The organism is Micromonospora sp. LOL_021 (genome assembly GCF_048060215.1).
Classification (GTDB): Bacteria; Actinomycetota; Actinomycetes; order Mycobacteriales; family Micromonosporaceae; genus Micromonospora_E.
Map to the genome: position 1 here is coordinate 40,660 of NZ_JBHMIN010000034.1, position 16,929 is coordinate 57,588.

The 16,929-nt window shown below is 73.7% G+C and carries 13 protein-coding genes; 4 read left to right on the forward strand and 9 right to left on the reverse strand.

The window, feature by feature from the left end; translation table 11 throughout:
- The first annotated feature begins 2 nt into the window (after positions 1-2).
- Both ACFHWT_RS21070 and ACFHWT_RS21075 read left to right on the forward strand, forming a co-directional pair.
- Positions 3-1,301 (forward strand): DUF58 domain-containing protein, encoded by a 1,299-nt coding sequence (locus ACFHWT_RS21070; protein ID WP_416596379.1) that lies wholly within the window; start codon positions 3-5, stop codon positions 1,299-1,301.
- Positions 1,298-3,805: a transglutaminaseTgpA domain-containing protein gene (locus ACFHWT_RS21075; RefSeq protein ID WP_416596380.1), complete on the forward strand. Its 2,508-nt coding sequence runs from the start codon at positions 1,298-1,300 to the stop codon at positions 3,803-3,805. The genes ACFHWT_RS21070 and ACFHWT_RS21075 overlap by 4 nt, the downstream gene beginning before the upstream one ends.
- A 258-nt stretch (positions 3,806-4,063) precedes the next feature.
- Here the strand turns inward: ACFHWT_RS21075 and ACFHWT_RS21080 are convergent, their stop codons facing one another.
- The 3 genes from ACFHWT_RS21080 to ACFHWT_RS21090 all read right to left on the reverse strand — a co-directional run bounded on the left by ACFHWT_RS21080 (position 4,064) and on the right by ACFHWT_RS21090 (position 6,666).
- Positions 4,064-4,450, reverse strand: a complete 387-nt coding sequence (locus tag ACFHWT_RS21080) for a DUF3040 domain-containing protein (RefSeq protein ID WP_416596381.1) — start codon at positions 4,448-4,450, stop codon at positions 4,064-4,066.
- Between the two features lie 282 nt (positions 4,451-4,732).
- Entirely contained in the window at positions 4,733-5,923 is a 1,191-nt protein-coding gene (locus tag ACFHWT_RS21085) for an alkaline phosphatase family protein (protein WP_416596382.1), read from the reverse strand.
- The gene (locus tag ACFHWT_RS21090) at positions 5,920-6,666 is read right to left on the reverse strand and encodes a methyltransferase domain-containing protein (protein ID WP_416596383.1); all 747 of its coding nucleotides are present in this window, start codon (positions 6,664-6,666) and stop codon (positions 5,920-5,922) included. Before ACFHWT_RS21090 ends, ACFHWT_RS21085 begins: the two co-directional genes overlap by 4 nt.
- A gap of 148 nt (positions 6,667-6,814) precedes the next feature.
- On the opposite strand from ACFHWT_RS21090, the gene ACFHWT_RS21095 reads away from it, so the two are divergent.
- Together ACFHWT_RS21095 and ACFHWT_RS21100 are read left to right on the forward strand one after the other, a co-directional pair.
- Positions 6,815-7,147, forward strand: coding sequence for a PadR family transcriptional regulator (locus ACFHWT_RS21095; protein WP_123602621.1), 333 nt, complete (start codon positions 6,815-6,817; stop codon positions 7,145-7,147).
- Positions 7,144-8,136, forward strand: a complete 993-nt coding sequence (locus tag ACFHWT_RS21100; protein WP_416596384.1) for an HAAS signaling domain-containing protein — start codon at positions 7,144-7,146, stop codon at positions 8,134-8,136. Before ACFHWT_RS21095 ends, ACFHWT_RS21100 begins: the two co-directional genes overlap by 4 nt.
- 20 nt (positions 8,137-8,156) lie before the next feature.
- Here the strand turns inward: ACFHWT_RS21100 and ACFHWT_RS21105 are convergent, their stop codons facing one another.
- From ACFHWT_RS21105 to ACFHWT_RS21130, 6 genes are all read right to left on the reverse strand, one after another.
- A complete protein-coding gene (locus ACFHWT_RS21105) occupies positions 8,157-11,513 on the reverse strand; it encodes an error-prone DNA polymerase (protein WP_416596385.1) in 3,357 nt (1,118 codons plus the stop codon).
- The gene (locus ACFHWT_RS21110) at positions 11,506-13,092 is read right to left on the reverse strand and encodes a DNA polymerase Y family protein (RefSeq protein WP_416596406.1); all 1,587 of its coding nucleotides are present in this window, start codon (positions 13,090-13,092) and stop codon (positions 11,506-11,508) included. Before ACFHWT_RS21110 ends, ACFHWT_RS21105 begins: the two co-directional genes overlap by 8 nt.
- A gap of 2 nt (positions 13,093-13,094) precedes the next feature.
- Positions 13,095-13,889 carry a hypothetical protein gene (locus tag ACFHWT_RS21115; RefSeq protein ID WP_416596386.1) on the reverse strand — a complete coding sequence of 265 codons (795 nt, stop codon included), beginning with the start codon at positions 13,887-13,889 and terminating at the stop codon, positions 13,095-13,097.
- A 162-nt stretch (positions 13,890-14,051) separates the two neighbouring features.
- The gene (locus ACFHWT_RS21120) at positions 14,052-14,561 is read right to left on the reverse strand and encodes an SAV_6107 family HEPN domain-containing protein (RefSeq protein WP_416596387.1); all 510 of its coding nucleotides are present in this window, start codon (positions 14,559-14,561) and stop codon (positions 14,052-14,054) included.
- A gap of 465 nt (positions 14,562-15,026) precedes the next feature.
- Positions 15,027-15,647 (reverse strand): C39 family peptidase, encoded by a 621-nt coding sequence (locus ACFHWT_RS21125; protein ID WP_416596388.1) that lies wholly within the window; start codon positions 15,645-15,647, stop codon positions 15,027-15,029.
- Positions 15,648-16,057: 410 nt separating this feature from the next.
- On the reverse strand, positions 16,058-16,903 hold the full coding sequence (locus ACFHWT_RS21130) for a hypothetical protein (RefSeq protein ID WP_416596389.1): 846 nt from the start codon (positions 16,901-16,903) through the stop codon (positions 16,058-16,060).
- Positions 16,904-16,929 lie beyond the last annotated feature (26 nt).

Genomic DNA, 16,929 nt, shown 5'->3' on the forward strand with positions numbered 1-16,929 from the left:
CGATGCGGGCGGCGCTGCGCGGCCTCACCACCCGCGGCCGGTCGTTCCTGGCCGCCGGCGCGGCGGCGGTCGTCTCGGCGCTGATCCTCGGCGAGAAGGACCTGCTGCGGGTCGCCATCCTGCTGGCCATCCTGCCACTGCTGGCCGCCCTGTACGTGGGCCGTAGCCGGTACAAGCTGGCCTGCACCCGCTCGCTGGAGCCGCACCGGGTCCCGGTCGGCTCCACCGCCCGGGTGGTGCTACGGCTGCAGAACCTGTCCCGGCTGCCCACCGGCACCCTGCTGCTGGAGGACCGGCTGCCGTATGCCCTGGGCAGCCGGCCCCGGGTGGTGCTGGAGCGGCTCGGTGCCCAGCAGGCCAGTTCGGTGGCCTACACGGTGCGGGCCGAGGTCCGCGGCCGCTACGAGGTCGGCCCGCTGGTGGTCCGGCTCACCGACCCGTTCGGCCTGTGCGAGCTGACCCGGGCCTTCCCCAGTGTCGACCGGCTCACGGTCATCCCACAGGTCACCGCACTGCCGTCGGTCCGACTCGCCGGCGAGTACGCCGGTTCCGGGGACAGCCGGGCCCGGTCGGTGGCGGTGCACGGCGACGACGACTCCGCCACCCGCGAGTACCGCCGCGGTGACGACCTGCGCCGGGTGCACTGGAAGTCGACCGCGCGCACCGGTGAGCTGATGGTGCGCCGGGAAGAACAGCCCTGGGAGACCCGGGCGACCGTGGTGCTCGACACCCGGGCGTACGCGCACTGCGGCGAGGGCCCGACGGCGAGCTTCGAGTGGGCGGTGGCGGCGGCGGCGAGCATCGCCGTGCACTTCCGGTCGAACGGCTACCGGCTGCGGCTGGTCACCGACACCGGCATCGACGCCGACGCCACCGAGGCCGACGGGGACGGACTGCTGCTCGACCGGCTGGCCGACGTCACCGCCAGCCAACGCAGCGACATCGCCACGCTGGTCGATCAGGTACGCCGCCGCTCGGACAGTTCACTGGTGGTGGCGTTGTTCGGGGCGCTCACCCCGACCGAGGCGGAGCTGCTGGCCGGGCTGCGGGGCAACCGGTCGACCTGTGTCGGCCTGCTGATCGACAGCTCGACCTGGATGAATCTGAGCCCGGACGAGCGGGCCGAGGCCGACCGGGCGCACGGTGCCGCCGCGCTGTCGCTGCTGCAGAGCGGCTGGCGGGTGATCGGAGTGAACCACGGTGACCAGTTGCCGTCGCTGTGGCCGCAGCTCGCCCGAGGTTCCCAGGGCTTCGCCTGGCGGGCCGCGCTGGCCGAGACGATAGCCGGAGGAGTGAATTGACCACCCGCAGACACCTCGGTCTGGTCGCGGCGGCAGCCACCCTGATGGCGGCCGCGCCGATGGCCACCATCTTCCAGGACTGGACCTGGCTGGTGCAGTGCGCGATCACCGTGACCATGATCGGTGGCGCCGGGCTGCTGGTCCGCTCGTTGCGGGCTCCCGGATGGCTGCACCCGGTGGCCATGATCGGCGCGCTGCTCCTCGCCCTGACCTGGCTGTTCCCCAGCGGCGACGAGTTGCTCGCGGTGCTGCCGTCGCCGGCGACGATCGGTCACTTCGGTGCGCTGCTGGCCCAGTCGGCGCAGGACGTGCACGCGTACGGCGTGCCGGTGCCCGACGGCGACGCGCTGCTGTTCATCACCGCGTTGGGGATCGGTTCGGTCGCGGTCGTCGTCGACGTGCTCACGGTGACTCTGCGCCGGCCGGCGCTGGCCGGCCTGCCGATGCTGGCGATCTACTCGGTGCCGGTGGCGATCTACGTCGACAGCGTCCCGGCGGTGCCGTTCGTGGTCGGCGCGGTCGGCTACCTGTGGCTGCTGATGGCCGACAACGTCGACCGGGTCCGCCGGTTCGGCCGCCGGTTCACCGGCGACGGCCGGGACGTCGACGTCTGGGAGCCGTCCCCGCTGGCCGCCGCCGGACGGCGACTCGCCGTGCTCGGTGTGGTCGTCGCGGTGCTGATCCCGCTGACCATCCCGGGCATGACGTCCGGGCTGCTGACCAACCTCAGCGGCGGCGGGACCGGCGGCAACGGGCTGGGCAACGGGCCCGGCCAGGTGAACCTGTTCGCGGCGTTGAGCGGCCAGCTCAACCAGAGCGAGGTCACCGAGATGATCCGGGTGACGACCAACGACCCGTCCCCGGCGTACCTGCGGATCGGCATCGCCGATGAGCTGCGCGAGGACGGTTTCGCCAGTCGCCCGCCACGCGGGCGGCCGGACTCGGCCCGGTCGCTGCCCGACCCGCGGACCGACCCGAACATCCGCAACACCGGGGTCAGCCACCAGGCGTACGAGGCGACCGTCGAGGTCACCGGAAACTTCAACATGGCATTACTGCCGACCTACGCGGTGCCAGTGCAGATGCGCGACGTGGACGGCAGCTGGGCCTACGACCGCACCGCGCAGATCGTCTTCTCCGGTCGGTCCCGGGCCCGCAACATGACCTACGGATTCGAGTACGTCCGCACCAGCTACACCCCGGGGGCACTGCGCCGGTCCCAGCCGCTGCCGGCCGACGACGACCTGCGGCAGGCGTTCACCGCGGTGCCGCAGGTGCCGCAGGTGACCGAGCTGGTCGGGGAGCTGACCGCCGGCGCGCGCAGCGACTACGACCGCGTGCTGGCCATCTACGAACACTTCTCCCGGGACAACGGCTTCACCTACAGCCTGGCCACCGAGGGCGGCACGGCCAGCCAGGACATCGTCAACTTTCTGGACAACAAGGTCGGTTTCTGCCAGCAGTACGCCGCCGCGATGGCGTGGCTGGTCCGTGCGGCGGACGTGCCGGCCCGGGTGGCGTTCGGTTTCACCAACGGATCCCGGCGGCTGGAGAACACGTACACGCTGACCAACCTCAACCTGCACGCGTGGACCGAGGTCTACTTCGAAGGGCTCGGCTGGGTGCCGTTCGACCCGACCCCGGCGGCGAGCATCCCCGGCTCGGTGCGCTCCGAGTGGGCGCCGGACGTGGACGCCCCGCCGGACGCCGGCCCGAGCGCCGGACCGAGCGCGGCCCCGTCCGCCGCGCCGTCGACGACGGCGCTGCCGGAGACCGGACCCGGCCAGCTCGACCCGGGTGCGCTGGGTGCCGGATCCGCCGCCGATTCCACCGCCGGTCCCCGTTGGCCGTGGTGGACCCTCGCCGGGGTGGTCGCGGTGCTCGTGTTGGCGGCCCTGCCGGCGGCCCGACGCGCGACGGTACGCCGTCGGCGGCTGGCCCGTGTCCTGGCTCCGGTGACCCCGGCGGGCACCGACCCGACGGACGCTCGGGACGCCGACTCCCCCGCCGCGAGCGGGGCCGCCGCCGGTGGTGCTCCGCTGATGACGGTCACCGGCGCCGACGCCGGGGCCGCCCGGCAGCACGCACACGCCGTCTGGAGCGAACTGGTCGACACCCTGGTCGACCTGCGGATGCCGGTCGACCGGTCGGAGACGCCACGGGCGACGGCGGCGCGGCTGGCTGCTCTGGAGTCGGTCCACGGTGCGGCGGCCGACGCGGTCCAGCTGCTCAGCCGGGCGGAGGAGCGGGCCCGGTACGCCCGTCAGCCGGTGCCGGGCGAGCCGCTGGTCGAGGCGTTGGGGCGGGTACGGGCGGCGTTGGCGGCCGGGGTGGGTCGGCGTACCCGGCTGGCGGCCCGGCTGCTGCCGCTGTCGGTACTGCTGCGCTGGCGGGACGCGATCGTCGAGGCGTACAGCCGGGTGTTCTCGGTCGTCGGCCGGTGGCGCGACGCGGCGGCGCGGTTGAGTCCGCGCCGGCTGTTGGCCAACCGGGCGGGTCGCTGACCCGTCTCGGGTCTGCGGACCGGCCGGTCTGTCGAGTCACACCGACCGGTTTTCCGCGAAACCGCCACCTCGGGTCGACGTACCGGGCATAATCGCCCACGTGCCGGGACGCTCGATCGCAGCACGGTCAGTCAAGCAGCACGGTCAGTCGACGAGATCCGTGGCCGACCGCCGCTGCCCGGCGTGGCGGGCCGGTAGGTGGGCAGGACGCGGCCGCCCGGTCACGCCGGACCGGCCGGCTGATGCCCGCTGGCTAGGTCAGCGGTGGCCCTCCGGCCGCTGGCGCCAGCGTTCGTCCAGCCGGTCGATCAGCGATGACCGTCGCCCGCTGCGGGTCTTCCGGCGCGTGGTCCCGCCGACCACCCGCAGGTCGGGCGAGTTCGACCTGCGCTGGGACTGCATGGCGAACGCCGCCGCCCCGAGCATGACCACGAAGCCGGCCACACCGAGCAGTGGCACTTTGCTCACTGTGCCGTAAACGACCAGGGCAAGGCCAATGATGATCACACCGGCAGCGACGAGCAGGCGACGCCGCGTGTGGAAACGCGGGTCGCTGGCGCGCACGGCCGAGGCGAATTTGGGGTCCTCGGCAAGCGACCGCTCGATCTGCTCGAACAGCCGCTGCTCGTGCTCCGAGAGCGGCACGGCACTCCTCCCCGGTCACGTTGGTCAGCCCGGTCGGACCGACAGACCGTGGCAGCCAACCGGCTGCTTACCCGCAAGTCTACGAGGGGGGTCGCGGGTCGGAAAGCCGGACGACGGACCGCCTAGGTTGATTTTCCGTCCGGCGGACGTCATCACCTGGTAACAGAGTAGCCGCCCAACCGGACAGTGCACCGCTGCCCGGCCCTCGTCACACCAGGAACTCGATCTTTCTCGCCCACCGCACTGCGAGTTTCACTCCTATAGCACACCCAATCGGGCAAATCACTCGCGACCCGCGCCGGTGGCGATCAGCAGCGGAACGGCCATCTCGACCTCGGTCACTCCACCGTGGAAGCCGACCAGCCCGGAGCCGACCGGGTCGGTCCTGCTGGCCACCACGACGTACCGTTGCTGACAGATCACCACGACGTCACCGATCCGACCCAGATGCCCCGGTGGCACCGGGCCGAACCAGCCTTCGGCGATCAGCTCGTCCCGCTCGGCCACCCGGGCCGCCGGGCCGAGGACGGCCCGCCACCCGGCGATGACGTCGCCCACCGCACCCGGCACCGCGTGCAGGTAGCGGGCGCGGGGCTCACCGGCGACCACCCGCAAGCCGGCCCGCAGCCGGGGGTCGGTGTCCAGGTCGAACCGGTGTCGCGGGTCGGCCGGCACGTTCAGCTGGCCGTGGTCGGCGGTCACCAGCAGCGCCGCGTCCCGGGGCAGATTGGCCAGCACCCGGTCCAGCAGCCGGTCCAGGTCGGCGGCGGCGGCCCGCCAGGGCGGGGAACCGACCCCGGACAGGTGGCCGTGCCGGTCCAGGTCGGGATGGTAGCCGGAGACCAGCACCGGAGCGTCGCCGGCGGTGACCGCGTCGAGCAGCCCGGCGGCGAGGGCGTCGGCGTCGGCCGCGCCCCGGTACGCACCGCCCCGGTTGGCGGCGACCGTCAGCCCGCTGCCGGCGAACTCGGGCCGGCTGACCACGGTGACCGTCACCCCGGCGGCCGCCGCCCGTTCCAGCTGGGTCGGCACCGGCTGCCACCGCCGCGGGTCCGGGTCGTCGCGCCAGTCGACGTGGTTGAGCACCCGGTCGGTGCCGGGCACCAGGCTGCGGAAGCCGAGCACCCCGTGCGCCCCCGGCGCGGCACCGGTGCCGAAGCTGACCAGACTGGTCGGTGTGGTGGACGGGAAGCCGGTGGTGAGCCGCCGCGCGTACCGGCCGGCGGAGAGTGCGGCCAGCGTCGGGGCGTGCTCGCCAGCCGCCGGCAACTGGTGCCAGCCGAGCCCGTCGACCAGCAGCACCACGACGCGCCGCACCCCGGCGAGCGGCCCGGCGAGGCCGAGTACGTCACTCGCGCCGGGCACCCCGAGCACCGCCAGCACGCTGGGCAGCACGTCGGCGAGGCTGGCCGCGCCGTACTCCGGACGCACCGGGCGCAGCAGCTCCGCAGCCGGCGGGTCCGACGCTGTCACAGCGGACGCCGGGCGAACAGGTGCAGCTGGGTGGCGAGGTCCCGGTACGGCGGCTGGGCGGCGACGGCGAGCTCCAGGGCGAGCAGGGCCTGCGGGTCACCCTCGGCGACGGCCGCCGGCAGCAGGTCGGACAGTACGCGTACCCCGTGGATCTGCTCGACCCGCAGCCCGGCGGCGGCGAGCAGATCGACGGCGCGGTCGGCGTCGTAGCGGCGGCGTAGCGTGTCCCGCGCGCCGGCGGCGCCCTGCGGGTCGGCGAGCAGTGCGGCGGCGAGGTCGAGATGCCCGTTGACCGCGCGGGCCAGCACCGCGGCGGCGCGACTGGCGACCAGTACGCTCGCCGCCCCGCCCGGGCGCAGCACCGTGGCCAGCGACTCCACCACCCGGGCCGGCTCGTCGACCACCTCCAGCACCGCGTGGCAGAGCACCAGGTCGGCGCTGGCCGGCGCGATCAGCTCACCGAGCGCGTCGCCGTCACCCTGGGCGGCGGTGATCCGGTCGGCGACCCCGGCGTCGGCGGCCCGGCGGGTGAGCGCGGCCAGCGCGTCGGGGCTGGCGTCGACCACGGTCACCTGGTGTCCGGCCTCGGCCAACGGCACCGCGAAGCCACCGGTGCCGCCGCCGACGTCGACCACGGTGAGCCTGCGGTCAGGCTGCCGGTCCAGTTCGTGACGCAGTACGGACCAGACCACGGCGGTTCGCGGGCCGGCCGCCTGGCCGGCCGGGATGTGTGTCAGTTCCACCCGCGCGAGCCTATCGGCCCGGTCCGGTCCCGCTCGGCCCGGTGCGGCCCGGCCTGGTCCGAGGTGGCCCGGATCCGGTGCGGGCGCTCGTCGTCGAGCGGTATCGCGCGATTGACGGTACATCGCATTGCGAAGTAGTCTGCGAAGCGTGGATACCACCCAGCTTCTCAAAGGGGTGCTCGACCTGGCCGTCCTCGCGGTGCTGCAGCACGAGGACGGCTACGGCTACGACATCCTGCGGCGGCTCCGCACCGCCGGGCTGACCGAGGTCGGCGACGCCTCGGTGTACGGCACGCTGCGCCGACTGTTCCAGGCCGGTCTGCTCACCACCTACGTGGTCCCGTCCGAGGAGGGCCCGCACCGCAAGTACTACTCGCTCAACGGTGCCGGGCGTGACCAGTTGACCCGCTCCGGCAAGACCTGGCGCAGCTTCGCCACGACGATGGACAACCTACTTGACGATCGGGGGGTGGCGGCGTGAACGCCGCGACGCAGGCTGAGATCACGCACTACGTCGAGCAGGTCCGGTCCGCGCTGGCCGACCTACCCGGCCCGGTCCGCGACGAACTGCTGGAGGATCTGCCCGAGCACCTCGCCGAGGTGCTCGCCGAAGGCGACGGCACGCTGGTCGACCGGCTCGGCGACCCGACAGAGTACGCCGCCGAACTGCGTACCAGCGCCGCACTGGACGCCCCGGCGGAGCCAGTCGGTCTCGGCCGGCGGGCCGGTGTCGCCTGGCGGGCCACCCGCGACCGGCTGGGCCGGGTCGACCGCCGGGTCGGGCCGATCCTCGGCTACGCCACCGCCAGCGAGTTCCTGCGGTCGCTGCGCCCCGGCTGGTGGGTGCTGCGCGGCTACCTCGCCGCGATGCTCCTCACCCACCTGCTCTTCGGAGGGATCTCCTCGCCGCTGCCCACCCCCGGTGGCAGCGTCCCGGCCGGGCTGCTACTTCTCACCGTGGCCGTGACCGGCTCGGTCTGGCTCGGCCGCCGGGGACTACGACCGACCCGACGGCCACGGCTGGTGGTGACTGTCGCCACCGCCCTGGCGCTCGTTGGGTTCGCCTCGTACTTCCTGTTCGGCCTCGGATCAACGTCAGAAGGTCCGCTCGTCGTGATGGAGTCGAACGGCGGCGCGGCCTACCTCGCTCCCACGTTGCCGGCTCCGCTGGACGTGTACGTCTACGACAGTCAGGGACAGTTGGTGGAAGGCGCCCGGCTGTTCGACGAGAACGGCGAGCCGATCCTCCTCGGCTACCCGAACTGGTGTGAGTTGCCAGGTCTGGAGCAGCTGCGGGTCGGGCAGAGCCTCTCGCGTATGGGCGGCCGAGTCACCTTGCGCGACCCGAACGTGCAGTACATCTACCCGTTCTGTCCCGAGCGGAACCCGTTCCAGCTGCCGGCCCTGAACCCGAGCCCCGACACCACCCCTGCCCCCGGCCCGTCGGCCCCCAGCCCGTCGCCGAGCTGATCTGCGGCATCGGCTATGCATCAGCGGAAGTCCCGGGACGTCGGACTGACCGGGGTGGTCACCGCGTCCAGCCGGTCGGCGACCAGGTTGATCACCCCTTCGGCCTTCTCCAGCCGGCCCCGCACCAGCAGGGCGGCGCTGGACCGGGCCACCGTCCGGTAGCGCTGCCACAGCCCGGGTGAGCAGGTCACGTTGAGCATCCCGGTCTCGTCCTCCAGGTTCACGAACGTCACCCCACCAGCGGTCGCCGGGCGCTGCCGGTGGGTGACGATGCCACCGACCCGGACCCGGGTGCCGGCCTCGACCCGACCCAGGGCGGCGATCGGCACCGTCCCGGCGGCGGCCAGCCGGTCCCGGACGAACCGCACCGGGTGGGTGTCCGGTGACAGCCCGGTGGCCCACACGTCGGCCATCAGCGCGTCGACCTCGTCCAGACCGGGCAGGGTCGGCGCGGCGACCCCGACGGCGACACCGGGCAGCCGGTCGGCGCGTTCCTGCGCGGCGGCCCCGGCCGCCCACAGCGCCTGCCGACGGGTCAGCCCGAAACAGGCGAACGCGTCGGCGGTGGCCAGCGCCTCCAGCTGGGCGGCGGTCAGCCCGACCCGGCGGGCCAGGTCCGGCATGTCCCGGTACGGCCCGTGCGTAACCCGCTCGGCCTCGATCCGCTGCGCCAGGTCGTCGCCGATGCTCCGGACCGCCGACAGGCCGAGGCGCACCTGCGGGCCGCCGACCCCCCACTGGTGCGGCGGCTCCCCCGGCGCGCCACCCCACCGAGTGCGGGCGTCGACGACCAGGGTGGCCGCCGCACCGCTGGCGTTGACGTCCGGCCGGTGCACCCGTACCCCGTGCCGGCGGGCGTCGTCGACCAGGGTCTGCGGCGAGTAGAACCCCATCGGTTGGGCGTTGAGCAGCGCGGCCAGGAACGGCGCCGGGTGGTAACGCTTGAGCCAGGCACTGGCGTACACCAGGTAGGCAAAGCTCATCGCGTGGCTCTCCGGGAAGCCGAAGCTGGCGAACGCGGACAGCTTCAGGTAGATGTCGTCGGCCAGCTCACCGGTGATGCCCCGGCCGGCCATCCCGGCGTACAGCCGGTCGCGGATCGCGGCCATCCGAGACGCCGACCGTTTCGACCCCATCGCCCGGCGCAGCTGGTCGGCGCCGGCGGCGTCGAAGCCGGCCAGGTCGATCGCCAACTGCATCAGCTGCTCCTGGAACAGCGGCACCCCGAGGGTCTTCTCCAGCGCGTTGCGCATCAGCGGATGCGGGTAGGTCACCGGGTCCTGGCCGTTGCGCCGCCGGATGTACGGGTGCACCGAGCCACCCTGGATCGGGCCGGGCCGGATCAACGCCACCTCGACGACCAGGTCGTAGAAGCAGGTCGGTTTCAGCCGGGGCAGGGTGGCCATCTGCGCGCGGCTCTCCACCTGGAACACCCCGACCGAGTCGGCCCGGCACAGCATCGCGTACACCTCGGGGTCGTCCAACGACATGGCGCCGAGGTCCAGCTCGGAGCCGATCAGGTCGTGCGCGTCGTGCAGCGCGGTCAGCATGCCCAACCCGAGCAGGTCGAACTTGACCAGGCCGACGCTGGCGCAGTCGTCCTTGTCCCACTGCAGCACGGTGCGCCCCGGCATCCGGGCCCACTCCACCGGGCACACCTCGATCACCGGCCGGTCGCAGATCACCATCCCGCCGGAGTGCACACCCAGGTGCCGGGGAAAGGTCTGCAGCTCGTCGGCGTACGCCACCACCTGCGCCGGAATGTCCTCGCCGGCCGCCGCGACCGCACCGTAGTGGTCGATCTGCTTGCTCCAGGCGTCCTGCTGGCCGGGCGAGAACCCGAACGCGCGGGCCACATCGCGCACCGCCGACCGGGGCCGGTACGAGATCACGTTGGCCACCTGGGCGGTGTGTTCCCGGCCGTAGCGGCGGTACACGTACTGGATGACCTCCTCGCGGCGGCCGGACTCGATGTCGACGTCGATGTCCGGCGGGCCGTCGCGTTCCGGAGCGAGGAACCGCTCGAACAGCAGCTGGTGGCGGACCGCGTCGACGTTGGTGATCCGCAGCGCGTAGCAGACCGCCGAGTTGGCCGCCGACCCCCGCCCCTGGCAGTAGATGTCCTGCTCGCGGCAGAACGCCACGATGTCGTGCACGACCAGGAAGTAGCCGGGGAAGTCCAGCCGTTCGATCATGTCGAGTTCGTGGTCGAGCTGCCGGTACGCATCCGGGTGGGCCTCGCGCGGGCCGTACCGGTCCAGCGCGCCCCGCCAGGTCAGCTCCCGCAGCCAGCTCATCTCGGTGTGCCCGGCCGGCACCGGGTGGTCGGGCAGCCGGGGGGCGACCAGCTGCAGGTCGAAAGCCAGCTCGGCACCGTAGCCGGCGGCCCGGGCCACCGCGCCCGGGTAGTCGGCGAACCGGGCCGCCATCTCGGTGCCGGAGCGCAGGTGGGCGGCGCCGGCAGCGGGCAGCCAGCCGTCGATGTCGTCCAGGCCACGGCGGGCCCGGATCGCGGCCAGCACGGCGGCCATCCGGTGCCGGGCCGGCGCGGCGTAGTGCACGTTGCCGCTGGCCACCGTCGGCAGCCGCCGGGTGCGGGCCAGCTCGGCGAGGGCGTCGTTGCGGTCACCGTCGTCCGGATGCCCGTGGTCGGTCAGCTCGACCGCGACGCTGTCCGCGCCGAACAGCGCCACCAGCCGGTCCAGCTCCGCGTCGGCGGCGGCTGCTCCGCCGGTACGCAGCGCCGCCGGCACCGCCCCCTTGCGGCAGCCGGTGAGCACCAGTACGTGGTCGCGCAGCTCGGCGGCGACCTGCTCCAGGCTGCCGTAGTCGGGTCGGCCCTTCTCGCCGCCGCGCAGCTGCGCCCGGGAGATGACGCGGGCCAGCCGGGCGTACCCGGCCGGGCCACGGGCCAGCGCCAGCAGGTGCCGCCCGGCCGGATCCGGCTCCCCGGTGCGCGGTGCCGCCCGCCGGTCTGCGGCGTCCACGGCGCTGAGGGTCAGTTCGGCACCGAACACGGTCGGCAGCCCGTACGCGGCGGCCGCCTCGGCGAAGCGCACCACCCCGTAGCAGCCGTCGTGGTCGGTGACAGCCAGCGCGGTCAGCCCCAGCCGGACCGCCTCCTCGACGAGTTCCTCCGGGTGGCTGGCCCCGTCGAGGAAACTGAAGTTGCTGTGGCAGTGCAGTTCGGCGTACGGCGTGACCGGCCCGCCCCCGGCGGTGACCAACCCGCCCCCGGCAGTGGCCAGCGACGCGGTCGACGGTGCGGCCAGTGCCGGCGGCGGTGTGTACGGTGCCCGCTTGCGGGTCCAGCCCGGCGCGTCGCCGCCGTCGCCGTCGACCGCGAGTGGGTCGACCACGATCGGGTCGTCAGTCATAGACGGCCTCCACTACCCAGCGCCCGTCGGTGCGGGCGATCAGCAGGGCGCTGCCGTCGGCGAGGGCGACCTGGAACCGGGCCCGGCGGCGCGCCTCGGCCGGTGCCCACCAGCGTTCGTCGAGCGGCCACGGGCCGGCCCAGCCGGTGACGTCGACCGGGGTGCCCGTACCAACGGCGACCCGGGCCGGCGCGGCGCTGACCACCAGCCGGGCGCTGACGGTGACCGGTTCGCCTGCCGCGTCGTACACCTCGGCCGGCAGCGGGGCGGGCAGCACGACCGCCGGGGCCGGTGGCGGCAGCCGGCCGGGCCACGGCGGCGCTTCGGGCCGGGCCGGCGCCCGTTCGTCGCCCCACGGCACCAGTCGGACCTGGTCGACCGGGGACCGACCGCCACCGAGCACGGCGGTGACCACCGCGTCCGGCCCGAGCAGCCCCTGCACCCGGGTCAACGCCCGGCGCGCCCGGGCGTCCTCCGCGCCGATCTCCCCCCACAGGCCGGGCTGCAGGGCGACCCGGGCGAGCACCCCGTCCGGGACGAGCCGCAGCCGGACGATCCCGGCGGTGGGTGCCGGCGGTGCCGCGGCGGTGCCGGCACCCGGCCGGCGGGCGGCGGCGCCGGTGAGCCAGCCGTCGAGCTGCCAGCGCAGCCGGTCGGTGATCGCCGCGGCGGTGAGCATGCCATCGTGCCGCCAGACGCGGTGCAGTTCCTGGCCGTGTGCGGTGACCGCTTCGATGCCGACCCGGGTGCAGGCCAGTCCGTAACCGCTGAGCTGGTCGTGCAGCTGCTCGGCCAGGGCGCGGGCGGCGAACGCGGCCGCGTCGACCCGGTCGAGCGGTTCGTCGTAGTCGGCGGTGACGGACAGTTCGGGGGGCGGTTGTCGGGGGGTGAACGGCTGTTCGTCGCGCCCGGCGGCGAGCCGGTGGGCCAGCGCCGCGTCGGGGCCGAACCGGGCGAGCACGTCGCGGGCCGGCAGCGCGGCGAAATCCCCGAGGGTACGCAGACCGAGCCGGCGCAGCAGGCCGGCCAGGTCGGGTCGGCCGAGCACCCGCAGCGGCAGCCCGGCCAGGAACATGCGGCTGTCGCCGGGCGGGACGATCCGGCCGGTACGGGCGGCCAGCCCGGCGGCGAAGAACCCGTCGGCGACACCCACCTGGCTTTCGACTTCGCAGACCTGCGCGACGTGTTCGACGATCTGCTCGGCGGCGGCCTCCTCGCCGCCGAAGTAGCGGGCCGGGCCACGGGCGGCGACGGCGCACGCCCCGGGGCGGTGCACCTCGACCCCGGCGACGACCTGTTCGATCGCGGCGACGACCGGCTCGAACGCGCGGGCGTCGCGGGCCGGGTCGTGGTCGAGCACGGTGAGCCCCGGGCAGCGACTCTGCGCCTCCCGTCGGCGCAACCCGGGGTGTACGCCGTCGGTGCGGGCAGCCGCGGTGCAGGCGACCACCCGGTTGGCGTGCAGCACGGCGACCGGCCCGGTGGCCGGCACGCCGTCGATGATCTCGGCGGCGGTCACCGGCCAGTCGGGGCACCAGACGACCAGCGCCCGGGTGGGCGAGCCGGCCGGGGTGGCCATGTTCATCCGCGCCGCACCAAAGTCAGCTCGGCGCGGCGGGCCCGGCGGGTGATGCCGCCGGTCGGCGCGGCGGCGGCCGGGGGCGGGCCACCGGGCAACCAGATCCGGATCTCCCGGGGCCGGGTCAGCGCTCCCCTGCCCCGGGCGGAGACGACCATTTCCCGACGGCGGAGCCGGCCCCGGCCCGGCCCGAGCCCTTCCCAGCGGCCGTTCACCACCTGCAGGGTGACGTCGGGCACGTCCCACCGGCCGCAGGGCACCAGCACGCAGCCCCGCTGCCGGGCCCGGGCGGCGAGCCGGCCGGTCACCTGCGCTGTCACGGCGGCGGGGGCGGCGACGACCACCACGTCCACTCCGTCGATCAGCGCGGCGACCACCGCCGGCCAGTCCGGTCCGGGGTTGGGCACCAGGGCCAGCCGGTCCAGGACGATGCCCAGCTCGGCGGCGGCGGTCACACCCAGCGCCGGCACCCCGACGACAGCGCACCACAGCCCGGCCCGGGACGCCTCGGCGAGCAGGGCGAGCAGCAGCGAGGTGGCACCGAGCCGGGCCGACCGGTGGGGCAGCACGTTGACGGTGGAGCCACGGCGCAGCCCTCGCCCAGGTAGCAGGCCGGTGAGCATGGTCGGGACGGGAAGCACCCGGTCGATGCCGGTCGCGCCGGGCAGGCCGGCCGGGTCCGGCATACCGGCCGTCGCCGCTGAGCCGGCACCGCCGGCGAGCGCACTGGCCGGGCGGACCAAGCCGGCGGCGGCTACGGACAACGCCGCCGTGCCGGCCACCATTCGCCCTGCCATCCTGCTTCTCTCCCCGATGCTTTGCTCACGTGTTGGTGGTGGTGTTTGGTGGTGGTGCGCGCGCGTGGTCGCCGCCGGCACCACGAGTGCCGACGGCAACAGAAGTCACGCCGGTACGGGTCACCGGGCAGTGGGTCACCCGGACAGCGGACCGGGGGTTGGTCAGGCAGCCGCCAGGCCGTCGAGGGCCGGGTCGAGAGCCGGTTGGTGGGCCAGCCCGAGGGTGCCCTCGACCAGGGAGACGAACTGCCCGGCGGCGCGCAGCAGGTCGTCGGCTTCCCGGGCGGTGACCACCCGGGGGATGCCGGCTTCGGCGGCGGCCCGTTTGCTGGCACCGGCGGCGAAGAAGGTGGCCCACTCGGCCATCTCGGGAGCGACCATCATCAGCAGGGCCCAGACACTGGTGACCCGGTTGCGGCGGGTCGGGGCGGGCCGGGCGCGGGCGGCGAGCATCGCGGCGGCGGCGCGCAGGGCGGACAGGTGGGCCGCCGCGTACCGCAGCCCGTCGGGGCGGGTGTTGCCCGCTTCGGTCAGCCCGTGCCTGGCGAGGACGAGCAACTGGGCCGGGGTGCGGTTGGGCAGCAGGTGCGCCGGCACCGTGGGTGCCTGGGCCGAGACTGCGGTCGTGGCCTGGGCCGGTGCCGAATGAGCCGGTGCCGAAGTGGTCGGCATGGATCCTCCTCCGCGCGTTTCACCTGTTCGGGTGCCCGCCCACGGAGGAAGACGTCGGCGGGGCGTCGTCGGTGCGGATGCGGATGCTTCCCCACACCGCATCCGCACCGACGATGCTGGCGGGGTCCGCTGCCCGCCGCCCGGGGGTCGGGGGCGGCGGGCAGCGGTCCTGCCTGGTGGCGCTGGACCCGCGAAAGTCCAGTGCCGGGGCGTGCGGCTCGCGGCGCCGCACTGCCGGGACTCGCGCCGCGAATCGCTCCTCCCGGCGGCCAGGACGGGTGTCGACTCCGGTGGTGCCCTTGCTGACCGGCGGACCCAACCAGCAGAGCTACCTGTTATCGAACACCCGTTCTAACCTCTGCTTCAGAGTACACCCTGCCACCGACAAAAATGCAACGTCAGGCACGCCAAACGCCGCTGGCCGGGTCCCCGCGCAGGGGACCCGGCCAGTACACCTGTCACCGGTCAGGAGGAGTAGCCGCGTGCGGCGACCCAGTCAGCCAGCGCGTCGAGGTCCATCCAGTACTCCTGGCCCTCGAAGTACGGGTCAGCGATCTTCACCGTGTCACCACCGTCGCGGTAACCGGTCACCGTCAGGTAGTGCCCACCCTCGTACGAGTGCGCCACCCCGTCGACGTCGGTCGCCGTACCCATGATGTTCGCCACCACGGCCCGGTCGTCGTCCACCGCCTCACGCACATCCGCCCGCAGCTTCTCCACGTGCTCCGGCTTGGCGGCGTCCGCGCCGATCGCGGTCGTCTCGTACTCGGCCTCACCGGTCATCTCATTGAGCACCCGGGTCGTCTCCTCCGCCGAATCGGTACCGGCCTCGGTCGTCCCCAGCTTGTCCGCCACCTCGTCCTGCGACGGGGCCTTACCCTGGGCGGTCAACGCGATCCGCGTCGCCGCCGGCCCGCAGTAGTAGAAATTCGGCTGCGCCTCGTACTGCACCGCCACCTCACGCGCACCACCACCGGCGGCACCCGGACCAGCGGCCTGCGCCGCCACTGCCGGAGCCACCACCACACCACCAGCGGTCAGCAGACCGGCAACCGACACAACAGACTTACGGAAGATCGTGTTCATAGCAGAATCTCCGTTCCGAGGGGAATGAACCGGACACCCGGACCCACCGGGTCGATAACCGGTCACGAACGGGACAGAACAGAACACGTACCAGAAGTCGATCTAACTGACGCCCTCCGACCTGCGCACCCGCCAGTCCAGGCGGGGGGCGGTCTCACGGGCGCACCGGATACAACCATCCGGGGGTGCCCGGCATTCCGCACCGGGCGGGGCCGCAGACCCGGCCGTACGCCCGCACCGGGCGACAGGCAGATCAGCCGGGCCGCTCGCCTACTCGGTCCAACGCCGGGATCCAACGCCGCCCGACCGGCCGATGTTCCCCGCGTCCGGGCGCCCCGGTCACCCCACCACGCCGCACCGAACCGAACAGACGGACCTTGACCGGGCAAACGGGATGACACCGACCCCGATCAGTCGCCCGGCTTCTTCCACAGCACGTACTCCAACTGCAGCGGGCCTTCCTCGCCGTCGACCGACGTGCGCTGGGTGAGGGTGCCGTACCGGCCGTCGCTGGTCCGGATGCAGTAGACCGGAAACAGCCGCCGCCACCGGTTGCCGCTGAACATGCCCTGGACGACCTCCTCGTCGTTCCAGGCCGAATCGGGCAGTGACGAGCAGCCGCCGAGGGTCGGCGTACCTTCGTCCCAGTCTGCGGCCTGTGCACCGTTACGCAGCGCGGCCTGGCCGCCGGTCAGCGAGCTCCAGGTGCCGGCGAACCGGGGCTCCACCAGATCCACCGCCGCGGCGAACTGCGGATCCTGCTCCGGGTCGCCGAACCGCCCGGTGTCGAGGTCGTAGTGCAGGTCGTCGCCGGTGAAGACGAGCCGGTCACCGGCGTACACCGGTTCGCTGTCCAACGCGTCGGTGATCACGAGCGTGGAGTCGACGGTCGGGTCGGCGGTGATGGTGATCCGGTTCTGTTCGATCTCGGTGACGAACCGCCCGTCCATGTCGATCCGCAACTTGCGGGTGGTGTCGATGCGGAAGACGCTGACCCGCTGCGTACCGTCGATCGTCTGGTTGATCAACAGGTAGGTGGCGTCCTGGTCGGCCGCCTGCTCGCGGGCCGCCTCCTCGGTGGCGTAGATGCCGACCTCGGCGACGATCCGGTACGGCGCCGGCAGCGCCGCCACCGACTCCTTGGCGATCTCGACGACGATCGGCATGATCGCCTCCTCGAAGGCGGCCATCCGTTCGTCGTCGCCGCAGCCGGCGACGGCGGTCACCGTGACGACGGCCGCGACGAGCCCGGCCACCGCCCGGACCCACCGGCCCGACCCGT

Coding starts and splice junctions, on each gene's coding strand:
- ACFHWT_RS21115 (WP_416596386.1), bottom strand. CDS start 13,889: ATGGCAGGGCGAATGGTGGCCGGCACGGCGGCGTTGTCCGTAGCCGCC.
- ACFHWT_RS21120 (WP_416596387.1), bottom strand. CDS start 14,561: ATGCCGACCACTTCGGCACCGGCTCATTCGGCACCGGCCCAGGCCACG.
- ACFHWT_RS21125 (WP_416596388.1), bottom strand. CDS start 15,647: ATGAACACGATCTTCCGTAAGTCTGTTGTGTCGGTTGCCGGTCTGCTG.
- ACFHWT_RS21070 (WP_416596379.1), top strand. CDS start 3: ATGCGGGCGGCGCTGCGCGGCCTCACCACCCGCGGCCGGTCGTTCCTG.
- ACFHWT_RS21105 (WP_416596385.1), bottom strand. CDS start 11,513: ATGACTGACGACCCGATCGTGGTCGACCCACTCGCGGTCGACGGCGAC.
- ACFHWT_RS21110 (WP_416596406.1), bottom strand. CDS start 13,092: ATGGCCACCCCGGCCGGCTCGCCCACCCGGGCGCTGGTCGTCTGGTGC.